This is a genomic window from Glutamicibacter sp. ZJUTW, from assembly GCF_008370855.1.
GTDB lineage: Bacteria > Actinomycetota > Actinomycetes > Actinomycetales > Micrococcaceae > Glutamicibacter > Glutamicibacter nicotianae.
On the sequence record NZ_CP043624.1, the window covers coordinates 1,289,773 to 1,315,759 of the forward strand.

22 protein-coding genes and 1 pseudogene are annotated in these 25,987 nt (G+C 65.0%); 12 read left to right on the forward strand and 11 right to left on the reverse strand.

What is annotated here, in order from left to right; translation table 11 throughout:
* Positions 1-461 precede the first annotated feature (461 nt).
* From F0M17_RS06095 to aroA, 5 genes and pseudogenes are all read right to left on the reverse strand, one after another.
* Positions 462-1,651, reverse strand: a pseudogene (locus tag F0M17_RS06095) (IS4 family transposase); the annotation flags it as partial.
* Positions 1,652-1,694: 43 nt separating this feature from the next.
* A complete protein-coding gene (locus tag F0M17_RS06100; RefSeq protein ID WP_038990417.1) occupies positions 1,695-2,324 on the reverse strand; it encodes a metal-dependent transcriptional regulator in 630 nt (209 codons plus the stop codon).
* Positions 2,325-2,338: 14 nt separating this feature from the next.
* Entirely contained in the window at positions 2,339-3,151 is an 813-nt protein-coding gene (locus tag F0M17_RS06105) for an inositol monophosphatase (RefSeq protein ID WP_371737263.1), read from the reverse strand.
* Between the two features lie 7 nt (positions 3,152-3,158).
* Complete coding sequence (locus F0M17_RS06110) at positions 3,159-4,250, reverse strand: ribosome small subunit-dependent GTPase A (RefSeq protein ID WP_369826792.1); 1,092 nt, start codon at positions 4,248-4,250, stop codon at positions 3,159-3,161.
* On the reverse strand, positions 4,250-5,566 hold the full coding sequence (gene aroA / locus F0M17_RS06115) for a 3-phosphoshikimate 1-carboxyvinyltransferase (RefSeq protein ID WP_149596673.1): 1,317 nt from the start codon (positions 5,564-5,566) through the stop codon (positions 4,250-4,252). The genes F0M17_RS06110 and aroA overlap by 1 nt, the downstream gene beginning before the upstream one ends.
* Positions 5,567-5,862: 296 nt before the next feature.
* On the opposite strand from aroA, the gene F0M17_RS06120 reads away from it, so the two are divergent.
* Entirely contained in the window at positions 5,863-6,516 is a 654-nt protein-coding gene (locus tag F0M17_RS06120; RefSeq protein WP_168202065.1) for a sigma-70 family RNA polymerase sigma factor, read from the forward strand.
* 1 nt (position 6,517) lies between these two features.
* Complete coding sequence (gene rsrA, locus F0M17_RS06125) at positions 6,518-6,778, forward strand: mycothiol system anti-sigma-R factor (RefSeq protein WP_038990421.1); 261 nt, start codon at positions 6,518-6,520, stop codon at positions 6,776-6,778.
* 86 nt (positions 6,779-6,864) lie between these two features.
* Here the strand turns inward: rsrA and F0M17_RS17830 are convergent, their stop codons facing one another.
* The 3 genes from F0M17_RS17830 to F0M17_RS06135 all read right to left on the reverse strand — a co-directional run bounded on the left by F0M17_RS17830 (position 6,865) and on the right by F0M17_RS06135 (position 11,610).
* Positions 6,865-6,939, reverse strand: a complete 75-nt coding sequence (locus F0M17_RS17830; RefSeq protein ID WP_369299107.1) for a 50S ribosomal protein bL37 — start codon at positions 6,937-6,939, stop codon at positions 6,865-6,867.
* Positions 6,940-7,037: 98 nt separating this feature from the next.
* Positions 7,038-7,643: a GDSL-type esterase/lipase family protein gene (locus F0M17_RS06130; RefSeq protein ID WP_038990422.1), complete on the reverse strand. Its 606-nt coding sequence runs from the start codon at positions 7,641-7,643 to the stop codon at positions 7,038-7,040.
* Positions 7,644-7,854: 211 nt separating this feature from the next.
* The gene (locus F0M17_RS06135) at positions 7,855-11,610 is read right to left on the reverse strand and encodes a multifunctional oxoglutarate decarboxylase/oxoglutarate dehydrogenase thiamine pyrophosphate-binding subunit/dihydrolipoyllysine-residue succinyltransferase subunit (RefSeq protein WP_073707710.1); all 3,756 of its coding nucleotides are present in this window, start codon (positions 11,608-11,610) and stop codon (positions 7,855-7,857) included.
* Between the two features lie 429 nt (positions 11,611-12,039).
* Here F0M17_RS06135 and F0M17_RS06140 point away from each other — a divergent pair, with 429 nt between their 5' ends.
* The 5 genes from F0M17_RS06140 (at position 12,040) to F0M17_RS06160 (ending at position 16,963) form a co-directional block, all read left to right on the forward strand.
* Complete coding sequence (locus F0M17_RS06140; protein ID WP_038990424.1) at positions 12,040-13,362, forward strand: hemolysin family protein; 1,323 nt, start codon at positions 12,040-12,042, stop codon at positions 13,360-13,362.
* Positions 13,355-14,428, forward strand: coding sequence for a hemolysin family protein (locus tag F0M17_RS06145; RefSeq protein ID WP_073707660.1), 1,074 nt, complete (start codon positions 13,355-13,357; stop codon positions 14,426-14,428). Before F0M17_RS06140 ends, F0M17_RS06145 begins: the two co-directional genes overlap by 8 nt.
* A 129-nt stretch (positions 14,429-14,557) precedes the next feature.
* On the forward strand, positions 14,558-15,391 hold the full coding sequence (locus F0M17_RS06150) for a metal ABC transporter ATP-binding protein (RefSeq protein ID WP_073707659.1): 834 nt from the start codon (positions 14,558-14,560) through the stop codon (positions 15,389-15,391).
* 9 nt (positions 15,392-15,400) lie between these two features.
* Entirely contained in the window at positions 15,401-16,258 is an 858-nt protein-coding gene (locus F0M17_RS06155) for a metal ABC transporter permease (RefSeq protein WP_038990428.1), read from the forward strand.
* 75 nt (positions 16,259-16,333) lie between these two features.
* Entirely contained in the window at positions 16,334-16,963 is a 630-nt protein-coding gene (locus F0M17_RS06160) for a maleylpyruvate isomerase family mycothiol-dependent enzyme (RefSeq protein ID WP_149596674.1), read from the forward strand.
* Between the two features lie 27 nt (positions 16,964-16,990).
* Here the strand turns inward: F0M17_RS06160 and F0M17_RS06165 are convergent, their stop codons facing one another.
* Positions 16,991-18,451, reverse strand: coding sequence for an HNH endonuclease (locus F0M17_RS06165; RefSeq protein ID WP_149596675.1), 1,461 nt, complete (start codon positions 18,449-18,451; stop codon positions 16,991-16,993).
* 80 nt (positions 18,452-18,531) lie between these two features.
* Complete coding sequence (locus F0M17_RS06170; RefSeq protein WP_066137597.1) at positions 18,532-18,957, reverse strand: Fur family transcriptional regulator; 426 nt, start codon at positions 18,955-18,957, stop codon at positions 18,532-18,534.
* A gap of 152 nt (positions 18,958-19,109) precedes the next feature.
* Here F0M17_RS06170 and F0M17_RS06175 point away from each other — a divergent pair, with 152 nt between their 5' ends.
* The 5 genes from F0M17_RS06175 (at position 19,110) to F0M17_RS06195 (ending at position 21,966) form a co-directional block, all read left to right on the forward strand.
* Positions 19,110-19,814, forward strand: a complete 705-nt coding sequence (locus tag F0M17_RS06175) for an MBL fold metallo-hydrolase (protein WP_149596676.1) — start codon at positions 19,110-19,112, stop codon at positions 19,812-19,814.
* A complete protein-coding gene (locus tag F0M17_RS06180) occupies positions 19,811-20,647 on the forward strand; it encodes a sulfurtransferase (protein ID WP_073707654.1) in 837 nt (278 codons plus the stop codon). Before F0M17_RS06175 ends, F0M17_RS06180 begins: the two co-directional genes overlap by 4 nt.
* A 29-nt stretch (positions 20,648-20,676) precedes the next feature.
* A complete protein-coding gene (locus tag F0M17_RS06185; protein ID WP_066137601.1) occupies positions 20,677-21,105 on the forward strand; it encodes an HIT family protein in 429 nt (142 codons plus the stop codon).
* Between the two features lie 98 nt (positions 21,106-21,203).
* A complete protein-coding gene (locus F0M17_RS06190) occupies positions 21,204-21,632 on the forward strand; it encodes a hypothetical protein (RefSeq protein ID WP_149596677.1) in 429 nt (142 codons plus the stop codon).
* Positions 21,622-21,966: an AzlD domain-containing protein gene (locus F0M17_RS06195; RefSeq protein WP_210416700.1), complete on the forward strand. Its 345-nt coding sequence runs from the start codon at positions 21,622-21,624 to the stop codon at positions 21,964-21,966. The genes F0M17_RS06190 and F0M17_RS06195 overlap by 11 nt, the downstream gene beginning before the upstream one ends.
* On the opposite strand, the gene hrpA is transcribed toward F0M17_RS06195, so the two are convergent.
* Positions 21,941-25,921: an ATP-dependent RNA helicase HrpA gene (gene hrpA / locus F0M17_RS06200; RefSeq protein ID WP_149596678.1), complete on the reverse strand. Its 3,981-nt coding sequence runs from the start codon at positions 25,919-25,921 to the stop codon at positions 21,941-21,943. The two genes, F0M17_RS06195 and hrpA, sit on opposite strands and share 26 nt — an antisense overlap.
* Between the last annotated feature and the right edge of the window lie 66 nt (positions 25,922-25,987).

The following is a 25,987-nucleotide window of genomic DNA, read 5'->3' on the forward strand; positions in this document are numbered from 1 at the left end:
TTCCCCAGTGGAATTATTTGACCACAGTTTTGATTTTGGTAGCAACCTTTTAATGTAGATGATCGATTATTTCAGTCGATTCAGTAAGCGCTGCGCCGAAATATGCGTTTGAAATGGATCGCATTAGGTTGTTGATTGCTCAATAAGTGGTAGCGTGCGTGGGCAGCTCAGGGGAGCAGTACTGCGGGCAGATCGTTTCAAATGCACGTAGGGTCGGATTGAAAACAGGAAGCTCAATGATTTAGCCTAGAAAAATCGGGGAGCTCAAGGGGGCGGCCCAATCTCCGAATCGTGAGCTTTAGCCCCAATGCTGTTTGCTTAACAGGTCTCGGGACTTGCCGCAACAACCAATTAGACATCTTCCGCTTCACCGTCCGCGGAAATACCCTGCTCCGCCTCTCCGGCGACAGCTCATGCAGCAGTTCCGAGCAGAACACTGTGAACAGCTGCCGCAAATTTCTAGGGCGAAAACCGGGCGGCTCGGCCATGAAACGCTGTGCAGCCCGTAACATGGCGCAAAGGTAACCCTCAAAGGACCCTCGCCGAACTCTGAGGCAACCTCGCCAATCAAAGCGCGCAACACGTAGTCAGTACACAAGTACCCAAAGATTTCCTGCAGCGCACCTTCCGGTGTTTTCGAATGCAGCACCGCCGAGCGGCCTTGCTGATGCGTCTTAACTTCCTTGAAGCAAAGTTCGATTTCTCACCGTTTCGCGTAGGCCTCAGTGAGCTCCTGCACAATGACCGCATTTGGTTCCAACAGCGTGGTGAGCAACCGGAATTCACTGATTTGAGCACCATTGCTGACCGTGCACCCAACCACGCGCACCGGCACCGGGTCCACCTTGTTCCGGCGCTGATTCGTCTCTTCGTAGATGGCTGAAAGATACGAACCGTCCCTCAGTTGCTCTACCACCGGAAGAACCAAGTTCTCGTTCAACCGCCGCAGCAGCTGGGTGCAGGTTGCGGAGCTATCCTTGAGCGATTGGTAGTTGAAGAACCCCGGTTAGCCATCAGCAGCATGCTCTGATCCAGCTTGTGATGCAGCTCGAGGTGCATGTCGCTTTCCGACGTGGATAAAGGGCCTGTCACTGCGCCGATAATGGCGTGCGTGCCGCATTCCAGCAGCCCCAGTTGCCTGCGGGAAGTCGGTCTTGAAGCTGGAATTGGTTCCGTACCGCCCATAGGCCAGTTCGTTGGCGGCCTACCTGCGATATCCATCGTGGTTCCCGTCGACGCTGACCGGTCGCAGTCAAGCGAGGAAACCCTGCTATGTTTGGGAGCCGAAGGGCTTTGCGTCCTGCTCGAACAACTCAAGCATCACTTCGGATCCCAGTCGGGTACGGGCTATGAAGATTGCCGATTTGGTGGGCATCGTTCATTCGCTGAACCCTTGCGAAATCCATTGCAGCCCTCCGAGCAAGCTGGGCATGACCTCCTCGTACGTGGCTGCAGCATGCAATGCCAGAGCCATCACGCAGTACACCATCATCGATGCGGGGAGCAGGTGTGAGCGCTGCTCGCCGGCGCCCGCCTTGGCGATCACCTCGTTTGCTAGCGTGGCTGGGAAAACCTTCACCAACACGCCCAGGGAAGCCTGGTCTGGGAGTCGTTTTGATCGGTAGGGTTTCACCCATCCGCTGGGTGCCATGGAAGGTGAATAATGCATCGACGCTAAGTCAACGGCATTGCGGCTAGGCCTTGCGCACCCAGATCAGCGAGGCCTCGATGAAATCCAGCTGATGCGGCAGCTCGATCCCCGCCCCGGGCACCAGGCCCTGGGCGGCGGCACGGCGCAGGAACTGCGGATCCTCGTCGCTGATCCGGTCGATGACCGCTCTGCTTCCGGTGAAGCGGTCCAGCCGGATCGCGGCAGACACCGGCAAGGTCCCGTCGGCGCTGGGGATCGCATCTCCGTGCGGGTCATGGCGCGGGTGGCCCAGCCGGGCATCCAGGGCGTTGATGAACCGGTCGGTGACGGTGTGCTCCAGGGCCTCGGCCTCGTCGTGGACCTCGTCCCAGCCGTAGCCCAGCTCGTCGCGCAGGAAGGTCTCCAGCAGCCGGTGGCGGCGCACCATGCGCAGCGCCTCGCGCCGCCCGGTCTCGCTGAGCGTGATCGCCCCGCGCGGCACGTGGTTCACCAGCTCCTTGGCGGCGAGCTTTTGCACCATGGCGGTGGCCGAGGCGGGGGACAGGCCCAGCTGGTCGGCCAGCGCACCGGTGCCGACTTCGGCGTCTTCCCATTCGGTGAGCGCGTACAGCGCCTTGAGGTAGTCCTCTTCGCTGGTGGTCAGGCCGGCCGGTCCGCGGCGTGCAGGTGCCATGATCGTCCCGGCGCCTAGCTGCGGTTCAGGTAGGGCAGGATTGCCTCGTGCAGCTTGCCGTTGCTGGCCAGCGCGTTGCCGCCATGGCAGCCTTCAGCCCCGGCCACCGAGGTGAAGCGGCCACCGGCCTCGCGCACCACCGGCACCAGCGCTGCCATGTCGTAGAGCTCCAGCTCGGGTTCGAAGGCGGCGTCGACCGCGCCTTCGGCCACCAGCGCGTAGGAGAGGAAATCCCCGTAGCCGCGGGTGCGCCAGGCGGTGCCCAGCAGCTCCAGCAGGCCGTCGAGCTTGCCGGCGTCCTTCCAGCCGTTCAGCGAGGCGTAGGACAGCGAGGAGTCTTCCAGCGCGCTGACCGAGGAGACGGCGAGGCGGCGGGTGGCGGTGGCCCCGGGGACGGTGCCCGGTTCGCTGACGTAGGCGCCCAGGCCGGTGGCCGCATGCCAGCGGCGGGTCATCGCCGGAGCGGAGATGACGCCGAGCACCGGCTCGTCGTCGATGAGCAGCGCGATCAGCGTGGCCCACACCGGCACGCGGCGCACGAAGTTCTTCGTCCCGTCGATCGGGTCGATCACCCAGCGCCGGGCCGAATCCCCGTGCACGCCGAATTCCTCGCCTAGCACCGAGTCGCCGGGGCGGTGGGCTGCCAGTTCGGCCAGGATCAGCTGCTCGGCGCCGCGATCGGCATCGGAGACCGGGGTCATGTCCGGCTTGGATTCGACCACCAGGTCGTTGGCGCCGTAGCGGGCCAGGGTGAAGGCGTCGACCTTGTCGGCCAATGCCAGGGCGAAGTCGAGATCTTGCTGCAGGGTGTATTCAGCCATGGTTATGCGGCGGCTACTGCGCGCCGAGCTCCTTTTCGTGCGTGGTTTCCTCGGTGGTGACCAGCCGGCGGTAGGAGGCAAGGCGGTTGGCCGCCTGGCTGCCTTCGGACTCGGCGGCCCAGGCTTCCAGCGCGCAGCCGGCCTCGCCGGCCGCATGGGTGCAGCCGCGCGGGCAGCCGGTGGCGATCTCGGCCAGGTCCTCGAAGGCGGCCAGGATATTGTCCGGATCCACCAGCCCCAGCCCGAAGGAGCGGATGCCCGGGGTGTCGATCAGCCAGGAGCCGGGGGTGCCGCCCAGGCGCAGGGCCAGCGCGTTCGAGGAGGTGTGCCGTCCGCGGCCGGTGACCGCGTTGACGTGCCCGGTGGCGCGGGTCGACCCGGTCAGGGCGTTGACCAGGGTGGACTTGCCCACCCCGGAGTGGCCGAGCACCACCGAGACGCAGCCGGAGAGCAGCTGCTCCAGTTCGGCCAGGGCGCCGGCGTCCAGCCGGGCGCTGGAGCCGTCGGCGCTGCGGGCGTCGATGCCCGAGGCCTCGGCCGCGGTGGTGCGCGAGATGACCACGGGGAAGTCCAGCCCCTCGTAGTGGGTGAGGAATTCGGCCGGGTCCTTCACATCGGCCTTGGTCACGCAGAGCACCGGCTGGATGCCGGCGTCGTAGGCGGCGACCAGCGCGCGGTCCACGAAGCCGGTGCGTGGCTCGGGGTTCGCGGCGGCGACGACGATGACCAGCTTGTCCACATTGGCCACGACCACGCGCTCGGTGGCGTCGGTGTCATCGGCGCTGCGGCGCAGCAGGGTGCTGCGCTGTTCGATGCGCACCAGCCGGGCCAGGGTGTCGGGCTTGCCGGAGGTGTCGCCGACCAGTCCCACCAGGTCCCCGGGCACGATCGCCTGGCGGCGCAGCTCGCGGGCGCGGGCGGCGATGACGATGCGCTCGGTGGCGGTGTCCTCGTCGAGGATCGCGGTGTAGCGGCCGCGGTCCACAGTGATGATGCGGCCGATCACGGCCTGCTCGTGGGCCGGGCGGTCCTTGGTGCGCGGACGGCTGCCCTTCTTGTTCGGGCGCACGCGCACCGAGGACTCGTCGTAGTCGGAGTAGCGCATCAGCCCTGGCCCTTTGCTGTAGCCGCCATGGCGCTCCACAGCTGCGGGAAATCGGGCATGGTCTTCGCGGTGGTGGCGATGTTCTGCACGCGCACCCCGTCGATGGCCAGGCCCAGCAGGGCGCCGGCGGTGGCCATGCGGTGATCCTCGTAGGACTCGATATCCGCGGCCCGCAGCGGCCCTGGGACGATCTGCAGCGCGTCGGCGGTCGCGGTGACGCGCGCGCCGACCTTCGACAATTCGGCTTCCAGCGCGGCCAGCCGATCGGTTTCATGCCCGCGGAGGTGCCCGATGCCGCTCAGCGTGCTCGGCGCATCGGCCAGCACGCACAGGGCGGCCAGGGTCGGGGCCAGCTCGGAGGCGTCGGCGTAGTCGATCCCGCGGATTGTTCCGGTGCCGCGCACGCAAAGCACGCCGTCCTCGCCCAGCTCTGCCTGCGCGCCCATCGCGGTCAGGATCTCGACCCACTTGCCGCCCACCTGGGTGGTCGTCGCGGGCCAGAAGGGCACGCGCACGGTGCCGGCGGTGGCCAGCGCGGCGGCCAGGAACGGGCCGGCATTGGACAGGTCGGGCTCGACGGTGACGGTGAAGCCGTTCAGCTGCCCCGGTGCGATGCGCCAGCCGCGCGCATCGGCATCGACCTGCACGTCCACGCCGAGCTCGCGCAGGGTCTGCACCGTCATCGCGATGTGGTCCGGGGAAGCGATCGGCCCGGGTGCGGCGCGCAGCGCCAGCCCGCCGGGCAGGGCCTGGCCGACCAGCAGCAGCGCGGAGATGAACTGCGAGCTGCCCGAGGCGTCGATCACCACCTCGGCGTCCTGCTTCATGGCGCTGGCGTCGATGGTGAAGGGAAGCATGCCGGCGGCACCGGCATAGTCGATGCGGGCGCCGAGGTCCGCCAGCGCGTCGAGCACCGGGGCCATCGGGCGCACGCGGGCCGCCTCGTCGCCGTCGAAGGCCACCGTGGCGCCGGCGACGGCGGCCAGCGGGGGCACGAAGCGCATTACCGTGCCGGCCAGGCCGCAGTCGATGGACAGCGGGCCGGCGGCCAGCTGGCCCGGGGTGATGACCACGGTGGTGGAGCCATCGGCCTGCCCGATGCGCTCGATTCCTGCCCCGAACTCGGCCAGGGCGCGCAGCATCAGCTCGGTGTCGCGGCTGATCAGCGTGTTGTGGATGGTGGAGGGGGAGGAGGCCAGGGCCGCAAGGATCAGATACCGGTTGGTCAGCGACTTCGACGCGGGCACCTGCACGGTGGCATCCAGGCCGGTGGCGGCGAAGGGCGCCGCCCACCAGTTCTCTTCTGCCTCGTGCAGCTGGTTGGGTCGGTTGCCGGGGGCGCTTGCGGTGCTGATTGGTAGATCCTTCGGCTCGATGCTTCACTTCGGGGGCCGCGAGCAGCGCTTGAAGCACTGTGCGCCCACTGCTTAATCCTAGCCGAGATCGGTGCGGGAATAAGGTTTGCGCCCGGTTGGTTATGCCTAGTGTGACGATACGACAGGACACTTCAAGTGCCGGCGGCACCGCCTGCGCGCTGGCCGAGGCCCCGCGCCCGGCCTTCGCCCGTGCTGGCGCGCGCATAAAGCCGGTTGAACGCGTAGACTCGGCAGTGATGAATAATGAGAGCGTGGACGAGAATTTGCCCGATGCGGCCTCTGAGTCCGAACAGCAGCGCCGCGAACGCTTCGAGCGTGACGCGATGCAGTACGTGGACCAGCTCTATTCGGCTGCCCTGCGCATGGCGCGCAACCCGTCGGATGCCGAAGATCTGGTGCAGGAGGCCTACACCAAGGCCTATTCCGCGTTCCACCAGTACAAGCCTGGCACCAACCTCAAGGCGTGGCTGTACCGGATCCTGACCAACACGTACATCAACCTGTACCGCAAGCGCCAGCGCGAACCGCTGCGCACCTCCACCGACACGGTCGAGGATTGGCAGATGGCCCAGGCCATGGAGCATTCGCCGACCGGCTTGCGTTCGGCCGAGGCCGAGGCGCTGGACCACCTTCCGGATTCGGATGTGAAGGCCGCGCTGCAGTCGATCGGCGAGGATTTCCGCATGGCCGTGTACTTCGTGGATGTCGAGGGCTTCAGCTACAAGGAAGCCAGCGAGATCCTGGGCGTGCCGATCGGCACCGTGATGTCCAGGTTGCATCGTGGACGAAAGAATTTGAGGGAATTGCTGGCGGATTACGCCGCGGATCGCGGGATCGCCACCGGCACCCAGAGCAAGAGCGCCGCCAAGGCCGAACGAGGAGCGAAATAGGATGGATTGCAATTCATTGGGTGATTGCGCCGATGACCGCATCGTCCGCATCTACGAGTACCTTGACGGCGCGCTGACGCTCGATGACCTCAAGGAGGTCAAGTCTCATCTGGAAGGCTGCCCGGAATGCACCGAGCAGTACGATCTGGAGTGCATCATCCGCTCGGTGGTGCGCCGCAGCTGCCAGGAGCATGCCCCGCAGACCCTGAAGGCCAGCATCATTGCGCGGATTTCACAGATCCGCGTGGAGTCGGGGCACTAGCCCGGCACCGCTAGCAAGGCAAAGAGAAACCCCGCATCTTTCGAGAAGATCTCGAAGGGTACGGGGTTCTTTTATGTTCGCTTCGCTTAGCTGTTTGGGCGCTTGCCGTGGTTGGCACCGCCACGCTTGCGATCGCGACGCTTACGAGCGCGCTTCGACATGGTGACTCCTTAGAGGGATCAATAGTACTTCCCGAAAATTCGGGCCGGCTCATAGTCTTTCACACTTCCGGCCCATTTTCCTAACGGACCGGACCGGCTCAGCTATCGCCCGGCTCGGGCAAGTCCAGCCAGGAATACCAGCCGCGGTGCAGCACCAGCCAGGCCATCAGGCCGTACCCGGCCTGGCCGGGCACGCCGCCGGAGGCGTTCAGGTCCGCACGCCACTGGGCATGGGCACGCAGCGGGGTGAAGGTATCGACGTAGTGGTGATTGCGGCGCAGCGCCACATCCGAGTACACCCGGTTCAGCTCCGCCACGCGCTGGTTGCGCGCATCGTCCAAGCCGGGGGCCGGGCCGACCAGCAGCGCCTTGATGTTCATCTGCGAGGCCGAATCCAGGATGTTGGCCAGGTTCAGCCGGCTGCGCGCGGTGGTGACGTCCAGGTCGACGTCGCGGTCGGACAGTGCGATGACCAGGCGGTTCTCGTACTGGTCGCTGAAGCGGCGGGAGGCTTCGCCCAGCCAGCGCTCGGCCAGCGACTCGGATCCCTCGGCCGGTGCGGCCAGGACGAAGGATTGCAGGCGCAGCGCCGGATCCTGGGTGCGGGCCATGACCCGGCCGAACCAGCCCAGGCCTCGCGGGTCGCCATGCCCGGCCAGCAGCTCATCTCCGATTGCGGTAATGCGGATTGTGCGTAACTCCAACTGGGCGACCTTTCGTTGGCTCAAAATGATGAATCGATCCCCACCTTAGCAGTCGGATCGCCGGCATCGGGGGAGGCGGCCAGTGGTTGAACCCCACAATTCCCTGCGAGAATCCGGTGCCGGGGTTAAAGCGCTGTGCCGGCGAACCTCCGAGGTCAACCCCCGGTCGGTTCGCCGGCACAGCTGGCCAGCAGCGTTCAGCCGATGCTGGTTAGCGGGCGAAAGCCTGCTGGATCAGCACTGCGTTTTCTGCTTCGTGGCGCTTGGCGGTACCGGCCGAGGTGGCAGCCGATGCCGGGCGCGAAACGAGCTTGATCTTGCGATCGAGCTGCGGCACCACGTAGAGGCCGAAGAACGGCCATGGGCCCTGGTTCGCAGGCTCGTCCTGGACCCACGAAACCTCGGCGTTCGGGTACTTGGCCAGTTCGGCGGCGATCTGCTCGGCCGGAGCCGGGTAGAGCTGCTCGACGCGCACCAGTGCGGTCTTGGTGTCGTTCGCCTTGGTGCGGGCTGCCAGCAGGTCGTAGTACACGCGGCCCGAGCACAGCAGCACCTTGTCCACGGCGTTCGCATCGGTGATCGACGCATCGCCGATGACCTCGCGGAAGCCGCCGGTGGTGAAGTCCTCCACGGCGCTGGCGGCTGCCTTCAGGCGAAGCAGCTGCTTCGGGGTGAAGACGATCAGCGGCTTGCGTGGACGGGCGTAGGCCTGGCGGCGCAGCAGGTGGAAGTGGTTGGCACCGGTGGACGGCTGGGCCACGACCATGTTGTTCTCCGCGCACAACTGCAGGAAGCGCTCGATGCGGGCCGAGGAGTGGTCCGGGCCCTGGCCTTCGTAGCCGTGCGGCAGCAGCATGACCAGCGAGGAGGACTGCGACCACTTCTGCTCGGCGGAGGAGATGAACTCGTCGATCACGGTCTGCGCGCCGTTGACGAAGTCGCCGAACTGGGCTTCCCACATGACCAGCGCGTCCGGGCGCTCAACCGAGTAGCCGTACTCGAAGCCGAGGGCGGCGTATTCGGAGAGCAGCGAGTCGTAGATCCACAGCGGAGCCTGGTCCTCGGACAGGCCCTTCAGCGGGTACCACTCGTTGTCGTTCTCGCGGTCATGGAAGACTGCGTGGCGCTGCACGAAGGTGCCGCGGCGCGAGTCCTGGCCTGCCAGGCGGACCGGCACGCCTTCCATGGTCAAGCTGCCCAGGGCTGCCAGCTCGGCGAAGCCCCAGTCGATGCCGCCTTCGCGGGACATCTTCTCGCGGCGCTCCAGCAGCGACTTCAGCTTGGTGTGCATGGTGAAGCCTTCTGGGATGTCCAGGTGGGCGGCACCGATCTTGGCCAGGGTCTGCTCGGAGATGGCCGAGCCGCGGGCGCCGTCGACGGTGTTCTCGTCGGCGGCCTGCGCGAATGGCTTCTCCAGGTCGTTGATGGTCGAGCCCGGGGTGATGATCGGGATCGGGGAGGTCTGGGCGGCATGCGTCTCGGCGAAGATGCGCTCCAGGTTCTCCTTGTACTCGGCCAGCACGTTCTCGGCTTCTTCCTGCGTGATGTCGCCGCGGCCGACCAGGGCCTCGGTGTACAGCTTGCGGGTTGAGCGCTTGGCTTCGATCAGGTTGTACATGATCGGCTGGGTCATCGACGGGTCGTCGCCCTCGTTGTGGCCGCGGCGGCGGTAGCACACCAGGTCGATGACGACGTCCTTGCCGAACTTCTGGCGGTACTCGAAGGCCAGCTGGCCCACGTGCACCACTGCCTCCGGGTCATCCCCGTTGACGTGGAAGATCGGAGCCTGCACGGTGCGGGCCACGTCGGTGGCGTAGACCGAGGAGCGCGAGGAGCTCGGCGCGGTGGTGAAGCCGATCTGGTTGTTCACGATCACGTGCACGGTGCCGCCGGTCTTGTAGCCCGGCAGCTGGCTCATTGCCAGCACCTCGGAAACCACGCCCTGGCCTGCGAAGGCGGCGTCGCCGTGGACCAGGATCGGCAGCACGGTGTTCTTCTGCTCCAGCCGGTCCAGCTTGGCGCGGGTAATGCCCTCGAGCACCGGATCGACCGCTTCCAGGTGCGATGGGTTGGCAGCCAGGTAGATCTTGGTCTGGTTGCCGGCGTCCGAGGTGTACGAGCCCTCGGTGCCCAGGTGGTACTTCACATCGCCTGAGCCCTGGACCGAGCCCGGGGTGGCGGTGCCTTCGAATTCGCGGAAGACCTGTGCGTAGGTCTTGCCAGCGATGTTGGTCAGCACGTTCAGGCGGCCGCGATGGGCCATGCCGATCGCAACCTCGTTGAGCTGCTCATCGGCTGCGTCGGAGATGATCGCATCCAGCAGCGGAATCAGCGATTCGCCGCCTTCCAGCGAGAAGCGCTTCTGGCCGACGAACTTGGTCTGCAGGAAGGTCTCGAAGGCCTCGGCGGAGTTCAGCTTGCTCAGGATGCGCAGCTGCTCTTCGCGGCTTGGCTTGGCGTAGCCGGATTCCAGCTTCGCCTGGAACCATTCGCGCTCTTCCGGGTTCTGCAGGTGCATGTACTCGGTGCCAATGGTGCGGCAGTAGGCATCGCGCAGCACGCCGAGGATGTCGCGCAGCAGCGCGCGGTCCTTGCCGCCCAAGCCGCCGGCCAGCCATTCGCGGTCCAGGTCCCACAGGGTCAGGCCGTAGGACTTGATGTCCAGGTCCGGGTGCTTGCGCTGGACGTATTCCAGCGGGTTGGTGTCGGCCATCAGGTGGCCGCGCACGCGGTAGGAATTGATCAGGTGCTGGATGCGGGCGACCTTGTTGACCTGCAGGTCGATGTCGACCTGGTTGTCGACGGCCCAGCGGACCGGCTCGTAAGGGATGCGCAGCTGCTCGAAGATCTCGTCGTAGAAGCCCTGCTCGCCCAGCAGCAGCGACTCGACCAGCTTCAGGAACTCGCCCGAACCTGCACCCTGGATGACGCGGTGGTCGTAGGTGGAGGTCAGGGTGATGTGCTTGCCGATGCCCAGGCGGGCCACGGTCTTCTCCGAGGAGCCGCGGTATTCGGCCGGGTATTCCAGTGCGCCGACGCCGATGATCGCGGCCTGGCCCTTGGACAGGCGGGGCACCGAGTGCACGGTGCCGATGCCGCCGGGGTTGGTCAGCGAGACGGTGGTGCCTGCGTAGTCGTCAGCGGTCAGCTTGTTGCCGCGGGCGCGCTTGATCAAATCTTCGTAGGTGGCCCAGAATTCGTTGAAGCTCAGGGTCTCGGCGGCCTTGATGTTCGGCACGGCCAGCATGCGGGTGCCATCCGGCTTCGGCATGTCGATGGCGATGCCGAAGTTCACGTGAGCCGGCTGGATCGCGGTCGGCTTCTTGTCGATCACGTCGTAGGTGACGTTCATCGACGGGATCTGCTTCAGCGCACGGATCACGGCGAAGCCGATCAGGTGGGTGAAGGAGATCTTGCCGCCGCGGGCGCGCTTGAGATGGTTGTTGATGACAATGCGGTTGTCGATCATCACCTTGGCCGGCACGGCACGCACGGTGGTGGCGGTAGGAACGGTGAGCGAGGCATCCATGTTGGTTGCGATGGCCTTCATCGGCCCGCGCAGCGGGGTGCGCTTCTCCTCGCCGTAAAGTTCGGTGGACGGCGTGGCCTTCGGGGCCTGTGCCGGGATCGGGGCAGTCTTCGGAGCTGGCTCAGCCTTCTTGGCTTCAGCGGCCGGAGCTGGTGCTGCCGTGGCAGCCGGCGCTGGTTCGGTGGCACGGGCCTGGGCGGCGGCGCGTGGTGCGCCCTGCCCGTTGGCAGCTGGTGCTGCCGCGGCTGCCGCTGCTGGTGCCGGCTGCGCTGCCGGTGCTGCGGGTTCCTTCTTTTCGGCGGCGAGAGATTCGAAAATATCCCACCATTTCTTATCAACCGAGTTCTTGTCGACGAGATACTGTTCGAACAGCTCGTCTACTAGCCACTCGTTTCCACCAAACTCTTCGGTCAGCCGGTGGTGTGCTTGCTCTGGCACGTGCAACGCCTCTTCCCTGATTTCTACGTTGTTCTAGCTTGAGCCGGTGGTCTTTCGAGGACGTGATACGACCACTGCGGCCCACAAGATTTCTAGACCTGCGCACCAGTCTAGTGACTTTTTCTCCCACTTGGCCACGGCACGTATCTAATCTCACGAAAGTGTCGCGTATAACATGCCGTTCAGCGTATCCGCGGCACCGCTGAACGAGCATGTGTCGAAGTCGTGCGCAACAGCACTTCGTTCGATAGACTGATGCGCACTATGGAATCTCACTCTCCAAGCCGGTGTGCCGCCCACGGGCGCAGTGCCGGCCACAACAGTCCATGTTCAGGAAGTTCCGCCTCCCGTTTGGAGCCTTCTAGTTGCCGCCAGATCGGCACTGAAACTGAACTTTGCACGCCAGCGCATAGGCGGCGGTAAGCGCCTATGGAATGGCTCTCAATACTCTTCGGCCTGCTGCTGATTCTCGGCACCGGCTTCTTCGTGGCCGTGGAATTCTCCTTGGTCGCACTGGATAAAAGCACCGTCCAGAACGCAGTCAACAATGGCGAGCGCGGCTCCAAGCCGCTGTTGCAGTGCTTGACCTCCCTCTCCACCCAGCTCTCCAGCTGCCAGCTGGGCATCACGCTGACCACTTTGCTGACCGGCTATGTGCTTGAACCGGCGATGAGCGCGCTGCTCGAGCCGTTGATGGAAAAATTGGGCATTCCCGCCGCAAGCTCGCTGGCCATCGCGGTTGTCGTCTCGATGGTCGTTGCCACCTTGCTGTCGATGCTCATCGGCGAGCTGGTCCCGAAGAACATGGCGATCGCCAAGGCCATGGCGGTCGGCAAGCTGCTGGCCCGCCCGCAGCTGGTCTTCACCGCCATCTTCAAGCCGGCGATCATCGTGCTCAATGGCTTCTCCAACATGGTCCTGCGCAAGTTCTTCGGGCTGGAAGCCAAGGAGGAAATCTCCGCGGCCCGTTCCTCGCAGGAATTGGCGTCGCTGGTGCGCCGTTCGGCCCAGCTGGGCACCCTGGATGTGCAGACCGCGCGCTTTGTGGAATCCACCATTGAATTCTCCGAGCGCACCGCTGCCGACGTGATGACCCCGCGCACCTCGATGTCTACCATCGATTCCGAGGCGGCCCTGTCCGAGCTGATCGAAGTCAGCGCCGACACCGGCTTCTCGCGTTTCCCGGTCACCACCGGATCCACCGATGAAATCCAGGGCATCTGCCATGTCAAGGCGATTGTCTCGGTGCCCCGTGAACGCCGCGCTGCGCTGCAGGTCGGCGAGTTCGCCCGCGATGCGCTGTACGTGCCGGAAACAATCCACCTGGACGTGCTGCTCGAGCAGCTGCGCGCCGCCGAATACCAGGTTGCAATCGTGATGGACGAGTACGGCGGAACCGCCGGGCTGGTCACCCTTGAAGACCTGGTCGAGGAAATCGTCGGCGAAGTGTCCGATGAGCACGACGAGGACGAGGAAGAAGCAGTCACCCAGCCCGATGGCAACTGGCTGTTCCCGGGCATGTACCGTCCGGACCAAATCAACGAGAACTTCGATGGCGACGTGATCCCGGAGGAATCGGCGTACGAGACGATCGGCGGCTTCATGCTCGCCGAACTGGGCCGCTTGGCCGAGCTCAACGACCAGGTCGTCACCGAGCATGGCACCTTCACGGTGACCGAACTCGACGGCCGACGCATCTCGCAGGTCCGCTTCGAACCAGCAACCCCAGCGAAGGAGGAAGGCAATGAATGACTTCATGGGCCTGATCTGGCTGGTTGTGCTGCTGGCCGGCAACGCGTTCTTCGTCGCCGGTGAATTCGCGGTGATGAGCGCACGTCGTTCGCAGATCGAACCGCTGGCCGACGAAGGCAACAAGCGGGCGAAGGTCGCGCTGTACGCCATGGAGCATGTGTCGATCATGCTCGCGGTATGCCAGCTGGGCATTACCGTCTGCTCGCTGCTGATCCTGAATATCTCCGAGCCGGCAATCCACCACCTGCTCGCCGAGCCGCTGATGAAGATCGGCATGGCCGAATCCGCCGCGGACTCCGTTGCCTTCCTGATCGCCTTGATCCTGGTGACCTTCCTGCACGTGACCTTCGGCGAAATGGTGCCGAAGAACATTTCGGTGTCCATCGCCGACAAGGCCGTGCTGCTGCTGGCCATGCCGCTGGTTGGCCTGTCCAAGCTGCTCAAGCCGATCACCGCGTCGCTCAACGGCATGGCGAACCTCGTGCTGCATGCCTTCGGCATCGAGCCGAAGGACGAGGTGGCCAGTTCCTACACTGCCGCCGAAGTCCGCTCGATCATCGATACTTCCTCCGAGGAAGGCGCGCTGGATGAGGACGACGCCGCACGGTTGACCAAGGCGCTGGAATTCTCCTCGGTGACCGCACGCAGCTGCATGGTTCCGCTGGATGACCTGTTCACCTTGGAATACGGACAGACCACCGCACGCGAATTCGAGAAGAAGGTCGGCAAGACCGGGTTCTCGCGCATGGTGATCACCAAGAACGACGTCCCGGTGGGCTACTGGCATGTCAAGGACGTGATGCTCATCGATGATGCGCACTCCACGCAGCCGCTGCTCGACTTGCCATTGCATCCGCTGGGCCGGTTGGAGCAGGACACCGAAATCGAGGCGGCACTCGAAGCGATGCGGCAGGAAGGAAACCACCTTTCTGCAGTCGTCGACGAGTCCGGCGCAACCCTCGGCGTCGTCTTCCTGGAGGACATCATCGAGGTGCTGGTTGGCGAGATCACCGATACCACCCGAAAGCGCGTTATCCCGCCTCGCAGCGAAAAGCAGGCAAAATAGCGGAAGCTCACGCCTAAGCGCATATTGCGAATGACTCGCAACTGGTAGGATTGACTGCGGCACCCATTGCGGTGCCGCAGTTTTTCGTCGCCGGCCCATCCGCAGCCAGCGCAATCTAGAAAGCAGTCAATGACTCAGACCCCCATCGTCAAATTCGAAGACGCGCGCCTTGCCTTCGGCTCGCGCGTGCTCTGGGAACAACTCGACCTGTCCATCGCGGCCGGGGAGTTCCTTGCAGTTCTGGGGCCCAACGGATCGGGCAAGACCAGCTTCATCAACACGATGCTCGGCACCACCGCGCTGAATCACGGCCGCGTCTCGATCGCCGGTGAGCCGGTGCGCAGGGGATCAGCTGCCGTCGGGCTGATTCCGCAGCAACGACCCTTTGGGGACAACGTTCCGTTGCGCGCCCGCGATCTGGTGGCGCTGGGGGTGGATGGCGCCAAGCCCGGGATCCGCATGGCCCGCCGGGCTGTGCGCAACAAAGTCGACGAACTGCTGGAGCTCGTTGGCGCCAGCGGCTACGCCAACCGCGCGGTGTCCGACCTCTCCGGAGGCGAGCAGCAGCGCTTGCGCGCCGCCCAGGCATTGGCCAGCGACCCTCGGGTCCTGCTGTGCGATGAGCCGTTGCTGTCGCTTGACCTGAACCACCAGCAGGCGATCAGTGAAGTGATTCACCGCCAGGCTGTGGAGCGCGGCAGCGCCGTGGTCTTCGTGACGCACGAGATCAACCCGATCCTGCCGTACGTCGACCGTGTCCTGTACCTGGCCGAAGGGCGCTTCCACCTGGGGAGCGTGGATGAAGTCATGCAGTCCTCCGTGCTCACCGAACTTTACGGCGCTCCGGTCGCGGTGCTTCGGGTCAACGGACGCATCGTGGTGGTCTCCGGCGACGGCACCCGGGCCTTGCCCGCCGACGGGCATGACCACATTGAAGACATCGAACTCGAGACCGGAAAGTAGGAGCAGGATATGAACTTTTCGGATCTTCTGGAGAAGGCATTCAATTTCCAGGACTATGGGCTGCTGCTTCCGCTGGTGACCAATTCCTTGATCGCCGGCGCTGCCCTGGGCATCGTCGGCGGCCTGATCGGGATTTTCATCATGATGCGCGACATGGCTTTCGCCGTGCACGGCATCGCCGAGCTGTCCTTCGCGGGTGCGGCGTTCGCCTTGCTCATCGGCGCTGATGTGGTGACCGGTTCAGTCTTCGGTTCCATGATCGCGGCCCTGATCCTCGGCATCCTCGGAACCCGGGCCCGGGATCGAAACTCCATCACCGGAGTGCTCATGCCTTTCGGACTTGGCTTGGGCATCCTTTTCCTGTCGCTGTATGAGGGGCGAAGCGCGAACAAGTTCGGCTTGCTGACCGGCCAGATCGTGGCCGTGGATGATGTGCAACTGAACGGAATGCTGCTCCTTTCGGCAGTAGTGGTCATCGCGCTGCTGCTTGTCTGGCGCCCCTTGACCTTCGCTTCGGTGGATCCGGTGGTTGCCAACGCCCGCGGCGTGCGCACCTCGGGCCTGTCCATTGTCTTCATGATGATTCTGGCGTTGGCCGTGGCCGTGACGATCCAAGTGGTTGGCGCCTTGCTGGTGCTTGCATTGCTGATCACCCCGGCCGCCGCCGCCATGCGCGTGACCTCCAACCCGGTTACTACCGTCGTGCTCTCCATCGTGTTCGCAGAACTGGCTGTCGTAGGCGGCATCCTGCTGGCATTGGCAGGTTCCTTGCCGATCAGCCCGTATGTCACGACGATTTCATTCCTTATCTATGTGATCTGCCGTGGAATCGAAGCGGTGCGTTCCCCGCGCCGGCACCAGGTATAGCGCTGCTGTCCCTGGAGCGCGTCGGCTGGCATGGGCTTGCTTGACTAACTGGAGTCCATGCTCCCAAGGTGGAACATGAGCAAAATCCCTGCCAGTGAAATCTGGCCATTGGTCCACGCCGAGCGCCTTGCCCTGATCGATGATCTGGGAACATTGACGGCGGATCAGTGGGAGGCTCCTTCGCTCTGCAGCGGGTGGAGCATCCATGACGTGGCCGCCCATTTAGTCGATAACGCGCGGGCAACGATTTTCCGGCTGCTGATCGCGATGGCCAAGGCTGGATTCAACTTTGACCGCCAGAACGATCAGGGAGTGGCGGCAGAGAAATCCGCAACTCCCGATGGGACATTGCAGAAGCTTGTGAAGGTAGCTGGTTTGCGCGATGCTCCGCCGGGGCCGGTAGCCAGCCGATTGGTCGAAGAAATCGCGCACGGCGAGGATATCCGCCGTGCCGTGGGCTTGAAACGGGACTATCCCGAAATGTCGCTGGAATTGGCGATCAAGTACCAGGCCGCCACCCCTCAAGGCGTTGGCGGTGCCAAGGAACTGGCACGCAAGGTGCAGTTATGCAGCCAGGACGAAACTTTTCGTTGGGGCATTGGCCCGCAGATCGCCGGCACTCGTCTTGAATTGCTGATGCTACTCTCCAGCCGCGGCAAGCATGCTAGAGGGTTGTCAGGCCCGCGGATGGCCTTCGTGCGATGAATAGCGCAACGGAGCACGCGCTGCTATCTATGATTGCCTGCAATGTGGCCCATCGGGATGGTCGAGCCGTTCCTTGAATTGCGTGAACCACTGTGAATCGCACATCAATTGCGGGAATGGCTTATGAACGTACCCAGTTGCCGGTGGCGCGGTAGAGCGATAGGACATTGCCGAGCCCGGGCAGATCAGCATCGAATGATGATCATTGAATGCGGTGTATTCATACCAGCCGGTGGCTTGCTTTGCCTTATTGCAGATGGCGCAACGGCCCGATGAGTTCGAAACGCTGGTCGCTCCGCCACGGGCAAATTGGGTGACATGGTCTGTTTCCTCGACCAGCCCATCGCAGAATGGGGTTCGGCAGTGCCGGTCGCGGATCCTGATGAACTTCTTGAGCTTTTGCGGGAAGATCCGGGCTTTGGAATCCATCGTGATCAGTTCCTGATCCCCAGGTGCTGTGTACAGGCGGGTAATCTCGGTCATTACCTCGATCCGCTCAATATTTTCCGGGGTGAGCTTGGCTTCCATTTCCTCGAAGGTCAGCTCATTGGGGATCTGGTGACCGCCAATCAGTTCTCGGGCTGTCTGGGCAGGGATGAAGCCGTAGCCTTCCAAATAGGCCGGTTCCCGATCGCCCATGAACAATGCCTTGTCCGTCATGATCAGCCCCAGCTGGACGTTGATCGTCTGTTCGTTGTTTTCATCGAAGAACATGTAGCGGGCCAGCAGGTCGGCCTCGATCTGCGTGCGCGTGCGCGGGTCGCCCTTGCACTTGATCCTGAACGATTGGTCCCGCAGGGTCTTCTGCAAACCGGTGCCGCCCACAATGGGCAGACGGGCTTGCAGGAAAACGCATCCTTCTTCGCGGTCCTTGCGGAAGCGGACATAACGCTGGGCGTTGGAGTCCTTGAGCTTCTTGTCTTCGCGATCCGAGGTGTATTTGACGGTGAAGTTGGTGACCGTCTCCTTGATGCGCTTAGGCCCCATGGATTCGAACATGTCTGGATTCTGCCTGAAAATCTCATCGAATTCGGTGCGGCGCAGCGGCCGGACATCCTGCAGCGGAGTGAGCATTGCCTGGATCTGCGCCTCGGTGAATTCACCGCGGGAAAACGCGGCGGCAATATTTGGCGTGTCTTCGAAGAGGATCCGGCAGTTGACCAAGTAGTTCCTGGAACCGTTTTGGGGCCGCTTGCGGGCGATGGCGACCCGGCTGGCTGCTCCGCGGACCTGGTCATCGATATTGGTGCCGCGCTCTTCATTCTCGCGCAGCACTTCTTTCTCCAGCTGATGGGCCAGGCCAGCTTGGCCATAGCGCAGGGAAGCGATGACGCCCTCGATGGATTCGATGGCTTGGGCGCATTCGGCTTTGCTGCCATGGTCTTGGAGCCATGACAGATCGTTCTGCAGCTGGATCAGGTGGGATTCCAAATCCGGCTGATCCGCGGTGAGTGCGAGGCCATTTCCGTGCGCCTTTGCTTCGGACATGCTATAAGTATACGCCCGTTATTCGAAAATGTCTTCGAATATTTTCTTGTGGGGATAACCGATCCCGGGTCTTGAAACGGCTACTTGGCGGAGCTGGTGCCGGTCTCGGCCTTGGCTCGGCAGTCGGCGCAGAGGCCGTAGATCTCCACGGTGTGCTCGGGATCGGAGAAGTCGTGCTCCGCCGCGACGCGGGCGGCCCAGCGTTCGACGGCCGGGGCGAGCACCTCGACGGTCTTGGAGCAGGAGCGGCAGACCAGGTGATGGTGGTGGACTTCGGTGACGCACTGGCGGAAACGGGCTTCGCCATCTCCGCTGCGCAGCACGTCGACCAGGCCGTCGTCGGCCATGGACTGCAGCAGGCGGTACACGGTGGCCAGCGAAACCTTCTTCTCGGAATCCTGCAGCCAGCGGTGCAGCTGCTGTGCGGTGGCGAAATCATCGACCTCGCTCAGCGCCTCGGTGACGGCCAGGCGCTGCTTGGTGACCCGGGTTTCTGGCTGGGACATCGACGTGCACCATTCCTTGACGTTGTTGCGGATCGGCGACCAGCCAGCAAACTGGGCCAATCACCTGCGGTTTCCCTCAATTTTAGCCAACTTTGCGGCGCAATGCGTGTCTGGCTCTGGCATGGGCGGGGCGCTGAGCCTACGCTAAGGATATGCGCATCAAACTTAGGGGCCATTCCTGCGTGGAAGTGGGCACGATCGACGGCAAGGTCCTGCTGGATCCGGGTGGGTTCTCGCAGCTCGACGACGCATTCAACGGCATCAATGCCGTGCTGATCACCCATGAGCATGCCGATCATGCAGACCAGCCGGCCATTGCCGCCGCGCTGGAAGCGAACCCCGTCCTGGAGCTCTACGCGCCCGAAGCGCTGGCGCACGCAATGCGCGAGCAGCTGCCGCCGGCCAGCCAAGCCCAGGTGGTGGCGGTGCGGGCCGGGGCCGACTTCATCGTCGGCGGCATCCGCATCCGCACCTTCGGTGGCACCCACGCCACGATCCACCATTCGATCCCGCTGGTGGCCAACGTGGGCTACCTGCTGGGGGACCGCGCGGTCGGCCAGCGGGAAATCTTCCACCCGGGCGACAGCTACCAGGTTCCCATCGGGGCCAAGCCCGATGTGCTGCTGCTGCCGGTGATGGCCCCGTGGGGCAAGATGGCCGAGGCGGCCGATTTCGCCGTGGCGGTGGATGCGGCGTGCTGGATCCCGATCCACGATGGGCTGCTCAACGGCAACGGGCTGGGCCTGTTCGACCGCCAGCTCGGCGCGATCGCCCAGCGCGCGGGATGCAGCTATCTGCGCCCGGAACCCGGAATCGAACACGAACTCGACGAGCTGCTGGGAGGACACAGCCAATGAACCCCTTGATCAGCGCCGCGCAGCTGCGCGAAATCCTGGACGCAGGCCAGAACCCGGTGCTGCTTGACGTGCGCTGGGTGCTCGGGCGCGATGACGGCGCGCAGAACTACGCCGCCGGGCATATTCCCGGCGCCGTGTTCGTCGACCTGGAAAAGGAGCTCTCCGGGACCCCGGGCGAGCACACCGGCCGCCATCCGCTGCCGCTGCCGGCGGATTTCGAAGCGGCCGCGCGCCGCTGGGGGATCGATGGCGGCAGCGAGGTCGTGGTGTACGACGACGCCGGCGCGCTGGCCGCCGCCCGCGCCTGGTGGCTCTTGCGCCATGCCGGGTTCGAGCGCGTGCAGGTGCTCGATGGGGGACTGGGCGCCTGGACCGACGCCGGCGGGCAGCTGGCGCTGGGCTACGAGCAGGCCGAGCCGGGCAGCGTGTCGCTGTCCTGGGGCCGGATGCCGGTGGTGGAGTACGAGGAGCTGGGACAGGTGGCCGGGACGCTGATTGATTCGCGGGCCACCGCACGCTATCTGGGCATCGAGGAACCAGTGGACCCGGTGGCCGGGCATATCCCCGGCGCGCGCAATCGCCCCACCACCGACAACCTGAACGCGCAGATGCGGTTCCACGCGCCCGAAGCGCTGCAGGCCAGCTTCGCGAAGCTGGGCGCCGACCGGCCGGGTTCGGCCGCCTACTGCGGTTCCGGGATCACCGCTTCGCACCAGGTGCTGGCCGCGGCCACCGCCGGGATCGAGCTGGCGCTGTTCCCCGGCAGCTGGTCCGAATACTGCTCCTACCCGGATGCGCCGATCGCCACGAGCGACGAGCAGCACCGCCACTAGAATTCAGCAATCAACGCAGAAAGGCAGCAATGAGCACGCTGTTCACCAAGATCATCAACGGGGAAATTCCCGGCCGCTTCGTCTGGAAGGACGAGCAGTGCGTGGCGTTCCTGTCCATCGGGCCGCTGTCCGACGGGCACACCCTGGTGGTTCCGCGCGAGGAAATCGACGAGTTCACCGACGCCCCCGACGAGCTGATGGCGCACCTGACGCTGGTCGCCACCAAGATCGGGCGCACCCAGAAGCGCGTGTTCTCCGCGCAGCGCGCCGGGCTGATGATCGCCGGCTTCGAGGTACCGCACCTGCATGTGCATGTCTGGCCGACCAATTCGCTGGCCGACTTCGATTTGTCCCGGGCGGCCGACAACCCGGATCCGCAGGCCATGGAGAACAACGCGCAGGCGCTGCGCGAGGGGTTGCGCCAGGACGGCCACGGCCAGTTCGTGCCCGAGGCCTGAGCCGGCCTTCAGCCCTGTGAAGGCCTAGCCGCGGACATTGCGCATGGTCATATGGGAGGCTTCACCGGGTCAGGGGCAAGGGCGCAAAGATCTACAGCATGTTCGCACTGACCGATGAGGCCTACGCGCTGACCCTGCAGGCAGAGCGGTACAACTATTCCTCGACGCGGATCCTGGCCATCCAGGGCCTGCTCCATGCAAGCTGGACCACCAGCGTGCTGGCTGGGGCGCTGCTGGGCTCACTGATCCCCGAATCCATCAAGGGCCTGGAATTCGCGGTGACCGCATTATTCGCCGTGCTGGCGATCGAAGCGTTCAAGGCGTACCGCAGTATTCCGCTGTCCGGCCTGGCGCTGATCAGCGCAGTGGTGGCCAGCTGGATCGCGCCGCAGAGCATGATGGTGGTGGCCATGGCGATGTTCCTGGCCGGACTGGCGGCGGCCTACCTGCTGCGCCGGCGCACCGGTGCCGGCGACGGCGAGCCTGCCGCTGCGCCACTTCAGGAAGAAGGAAGCAATGCCCGATAACCTGTACCTCTTTTCGACCATCGCGGCGAGCACCGCCGTGACCTTCGGGCTGCGCGCGCTGCCCTTGGCCTTCATCGCCAAATTGCGCAGCCACGGGTTCATCAACTACCTCGCCCTGCGCATGCCGCTGGGCATCATGGTGGTGCTGGTTGCTGCCACGCTGCCCGCCGGCATCATGGATCCGGCAGTGGCCTGGCCGGTGGCCGCCGCGCTGGCGGCCACCATGGGGCTGCACCTGCTGCGCCGGCGCACCGGTGCTCAGCGTGCTCGGCGGTACCGCCGTGTATGTCGGGATCCTTTCCTGGCCGCTATAGCTGCGCCAGCGAATCCTTGATCGCCTTGCGGATGCGCTTCTCGCTGACCGTGTAGGCGGTGCCCAGCTCCTGGGCGAACAGCGAGATGCGCATTTCCTCCAGCATCCACTTCACCTGGGCCAAGCCGGCCGGCACCCGGGCGCCCTCGGGCACCTTGTCCAGCGCGGCATCGTATTCGTCCTCCAGCTTCTGGATGATCGCCAAAGCCTGCCCGTCGCGGGTGACCGCACCGCCGCGCAGCTTGTCCAGGCGAAGTTCGATGCCCTGCAGGTAGCGTGGCAGGCGCATCAGGTGCGGCGCTCCGGTAGCGGCGATGAAGCCCGGGTAGATCAGCTGCTCCAATTGCGAGCGGATATCGCTCACCGCCGCGAACATCGCCAGCGACTTGGTGTTCTTCACATCCTTGGCGATGCGGGTGGAGGAGCCGAACACCTTCGCCACGATCGCGGTGATGGTGAAGACCGTATCGATCTGCTCGGCGCGCACGGTTTCGAACAGCGCCTGGAACTCGGCGCGGTTCATCGGCAGCCGCTCGGGCACCAGCTGGTCCACCGCTGCCATGGTGCAGTCGGCGATCAGCTTCTCGATGGAGCCGTGCGGGTTCTGCGTGAACACCAGCTTCTCGGCGTTCTTCAGGTGCGAGATCACGAACTTCGCTGCTGGCGGCAGGCGCAGCATCAGCAGCCGGATCACGCCGGTGCGGTGCGCCGCATCGCGTTCGGCCTGGGTGCGGAAGACCGTCAGGTCCACCTTGTCCCCGGTATCCAGCAACCCCGGGTAGGCGGTAATCTGCTGGCCCATCACGGTGGTGCTCACCTTCTGCGGCAGCGTATCGCCCTGGGTCTCGCCAGCGGATTCCAGCTGCGGCCAGTGATCCAGCCCGCGCTGGTCCCAGGCCCCGGTGGCAGCGGAGCCAGCGGCCGCGGAGCCGGCGGCCTTGGCTCCCTTCTTCTGCCGCTTCGAGGAGGAAGCCATCGCCCCCGGGGTCCCGGGCTTGCCGGCTGCGCCCGGAGCGGCCGCCCCGGGGGAGTTGACCCCGCTGGCCAGTGCGGCGCGGTTGGCGGCGGCGAACTTGTACTGCAGCGCAGCCAGATCGTCCCCGCGCCCGAGCACCTTGCCCGAGCCGTCGGTAATCGTGAAGCCGAAGCGCAGATGCGCGGGCAGCGCGGCGAAATCGAAGGAGCCCGGATCGACGACGATGCCGCGCAGCCGGCGCAGCACCAGGGCCAGGGATTCGGCCAGCTCGTCGGTGTCCGGGTCGAAGTCCGCCTCCAGCATCCCCAGCGCCTTGGACGCCACATCCGGGGCGGGCACGAAGTTCTTGCGGATCGCCTTGGGCATCGAGCGGATCAGCGCGGTGAGCAGCTCGTGGCGCAGCCCCGGGATCAGCCAGGCGAAGCGGGCAGGATCGAGCTGGTTGAGGAACACCACCGGCACGGTGATCGACACGCCATCGCCCTCGCCGGCGGATGCTGCCGGGTTGTACTCGTAGGACAGCGGCAGGTGGATGCCGCCGAGCTTCCAGGTGGTCGGGAACGCGGTCTCGTCCACCGCGTCCGTTTCGGCCAGCAGCGCCTCGGGGTCGAAGTCCAGCAGCGCCGGGTCGGCGGCGCGGGCCTTCTTCCACCAGCGGTCGAAGTGCCGCTCGGAGTACACCTCGGCACCCACCCGGGCATCGTAGAACGCGAACAGGTCCTCGTCCGAGATGCGCAGGTCGTGGCGGCGCATGCGGGTTTCCAGCTCCTCGACTTCCTCGAGCAGCGCGCGGTTCTTCGCGAAGAACTTGTGGTGGGTGCGCCAATCGCCCTCAACCAGCGCATGGCGGATGAACAGCTCGCGGGCCAGGTCCTTGTCCACCCGCCAGTAGTGGAACTGGCGGCGGGGGACGATCGGCAGCCCGAAGAGCGTGACCTTCTCGTAGCCCATCACCGAGCCGTTGCGCTTGGACCAGTGCGGCTCCGAGTGGGTGCGCTTGAGCAAATGCGGGGCGAGCTCCTCCACCCAGGTGGGGTCGATGGCCGCATTGGTGCGCGCCCACAGCCGCGAGGTCTCCACCAGCTCGGCGGACATCACCCAGGTGGGGGACTTCTTGAACAGGCCCGAGCCGGGGAAGATCGCGAACCGGGTGCCGCGCGCGCCCTGGTAGTCGCGCTTGCGCTCGTCGTAGAGCCCGATGTGCCCGAGCAGCCCGGAGAGCAGCGACTTGTGCACCTCGTCCTCGTTGGCTGCCGGCTCGATCGGGGCGGCCGCGACGGTGATGCCCAGCGGCTTGGCCAGCTGGCGCAGCTGGGTGAACAAATCCTGCCACTCGCGCACGCGCAGGTAGTTGATGAACTCGGCCTTGCACAGCCGGCGGAAGGCCGAGGAGGACAGTTCCTTCTGCTGCTCCTGCAGATAGGCCCACAGATTCAGCAGCGCGATGAAGTCGGACTTGCCGTCGGCGAAGCGCTTGTGCAGCTCGGTGGCGCGCTCGCGCTGCCCGGTCTCCTCGCTGGGCCGCTCGCGCGGGTCCTGGATGCTCAGCCCGGCGGCGAGCACCATCACTTCCTTGGCGACCGAGCGCTGCGCGGATTCGACGATCATCCGGCCCAGGCGCACATCCAGCGGCAGCTGGGCCAGCTTCCGGCCGACCTCGGTGAGCTTGGCCGACTTGTCCTGGCACAGCGCCCCGAGCTCGCGCAGCAGGTTCACGCCATCGGTGATCGCCTTGGCTTCGGGCGGCTGGACGAACGGGAAGCTGGCGACCTCGGCGGCCGAGGCCACCACGCCCATGGAGATCATCTGCAGGATCACGCTGGCCAGGTTGGTGCGCAGGATTTCCGGGTCGGTGAACTCAGGTCGGGAGTTGTAGTCCTCCTGGGAGTACAGGCGGATGGCGATGCCCTCGGAGACGCGGCCGCAGCGGCCCGAGCGCTGGTTGGCGCTGGCCTGCGAGACGCGCTCGATCGGCAGGCGCTGCACCTTGGTGCGATGCGAGTAGCGCGAAATGCGGGCGGTGCCGGTATCGATCACGTACTTGATGCCCGGCACGGTCAACGAGGTCTCCGCCACGTTGGTGGCCAGGATGATGCGCGGTGCGCCGCCGGGGTGGAAGACCCGGTGCTGCTCGGCCAGCGACAGCCGGGCGAACAAGGGGAGCACCTCATAGCGCGGCAGGCGCTTGTTGGCGGTGACCATGGCGCGCAGCGCATCGGCTGCGTCGCGGATCTCGCGCTCGCCGGAGAAGAAGATCAGGATGTCGCCCGGCGCTTCGCCGCTCAGCTCCTTGACCGCGTCGGTGACCGCATCCAGCGGGTCGCGCTCTTCCTCCAGGGTGTTCTCGGCCGCCTCGTCGGCGTCCATGGGCTCCTCGGCCTGCAGCGGCCGATAGCGCAGCTCCACCGGGAAGGTGCGCCCGGAGACCTCCAGGATCGGGGCAGGGACCAGTTCGCCGTCGGCATCCTTCTTCCCGAAGTGCGCGGCGAAGCGCTGCGGGTCGATGGTCGCGGAGGTGATGATGATCTTCAAATCCGGGCGCTTGGGCATGATCTGCTTGAGATAGCCGAGCAGGAAGTCGATGTTCAGGCTGCGCTCGTGGGCTTCGTCGATGATGATCGCCGAGTATTTCTTCAGCAGCTTGTCGCGCTGGATCTCGGCCAGCAGGATGCCGTCGGTCATCACCTTCAGCTTGGTCTTGCGCGAGACCTCGCCGGTGAAGCGCACGTGGAAGCCGACTTCCTCGCCGATGGTCGTGCCCATCTCCTCGGCGATGCGCTCGGCCACGGTGCGCGCGGCCAGGCGGCGCGGCTGGGTGTGCCCGATCATGCCCTTTTCGGCAAGGCCGAGTTCGAGGAGCATCTTGGGAAGCTGGGTGGTCTTGCCCGAACCGGTTTCGCCGGCGATGACCACTACCTGGTTTTCGCGCACCGCGTCGAGGATGTCCTCGCGGCGGGCTGAGACGGGAAGTGCTTCGGGATACGTAATGCTGAGCGCCATGATGTTCCCATTCTATTCACGCCCCGCATGTTCGTGGTGGCCGCCGGGCCGGAGCCTGGCCGGGCA

What these genes read in the sequence shown, in the direction of transcription:
- F0M17_RS06155 (WP_038990428.1), top strand. Translation starts at nt 15,401, where the DNA reads ATGAACTTTTCGGATCTTCTGGAGAAGGCATTCAATTTCCAGGACTAT.
- F0M17_RS06195 (WP_210416700.1), top strand. Translation starts at nt 21,622, where the DNA reads ATGCCCGATAACCTGTACCTCTTTTCGACCATCGCGGCGAGCACCGCC.
- F0M17_RS06180 (WP_073707654.1), top strand. Translation starts at nt 19,811, where the DNA reads ATGAACCCCTTGATCAGCGCCGCGCAGCTGCGCGAAATCCTGGACGCA.
- rsrA (WP_038990421.1), top strand. Translation starts at nt 6,518, where the DNA reads ATGGATTGCAATTCATTGGGTGATTGCGCCGATGACCGCATCGTCCGC.
- F0M17_RS06160 (WP_149596674.1), top strand. Translation starts at nt 16,334, where the DNA reads ATGAGCAAAATCCCTGCCAGTGAAATCTGGCCATTGGTCCACGCCGAG.
- F0M17_RS06150 (WP_073707659.1), top strand. Translation starts at nt 14,558, where the DNA reads ATGACTCAGACCCCCATCGTCAAATTCGAAGACGCGCGCCTTGCCTTC.
- F0M17_RS06145 (WP_073707660.1), top strand. Translation starts at nt 13,355, where the DNA reads ATGAATGACTTCATGGGCCTGATCTGGCTGGTTGTGCTGCTGGCCGGC.
- F0M17_RS06100 (WP_038990417.1), bottom strand. Translation starts at nt 2,324, where the DNA reads ATGGCACCTGCACGCCGCGGACCGGCCGGCCTGACCACCAGCGAAGAG.
- F0M17_RS06190 (WP_149596677.1), top strand. Translation starts at nt 21,204, where the DNA reads ATGTTCGCACTGACCGATGAGGCCTACGCGCTGACCCTGCAGGCAGAG.
- F0M17_RS06185 (WP_066137601.1), top strand. Translation starts at nt 20,677, where the DNA reads ATGAGCACGCTGTTCACCAAGATCATCAACGGGGAAATTCCCGGCCGC.
- hrpA (WP_149596678.1), bottom strand. Translation starts at nt 25,921, where the DNA reads ATGGCGCTCAGCATTACGTATCCCGAAGCACTTCCCGTCTCAGCCCGC.
- F0M17_RS06140 (WP_038990424.1), top strand. Translation starts at nt 12,040, where the DNA reads ATGGAATGGCTCTCAATACTCTTCGGCCTGCTGCTGATTCTCGGCACC.
- F0M17_RS06120 (WP_168202065.1), top strand. Translation starts at nt 5,863, where the DNA reads ATGAATAATGAGAGCGTGGACGAGAATTTGCCCGATGCGGCCTCTGAG.
- F0M17_RS06170 (WP_066137597.1), bottom strand. Translation starts at nt 18,957, where the DNA reads ATGTCCCAGCCAGAAACCCGGGTCACCAAGCAGCGCCTGGCCGTCACC.
- F0M17_RS06175 (WP_149596676.1), top strand. Translation starts at nt 19,110, where the DNA reads ATGCGCATCAAACTTAGGGGCCATTCCTGCGTGGAAGTGGGCACGATC.
- F0M17_RS06110 (WP_369826792.1), bottom strand. Translation starts at nt 4,250, where the DNA reads ATGCGCTACTCCGACTACGACGAGTCCTCGGTGCGCGTGCGCCCGAAC.
- F0M17_RS06165 (WP_149596675.1), bottom strand. Translation starts at nt 18,451, where the DNA reads ATGTCCGAAGCAAAGGCGCACGGAAATGGCCTCGCACTCACCGCGGAT.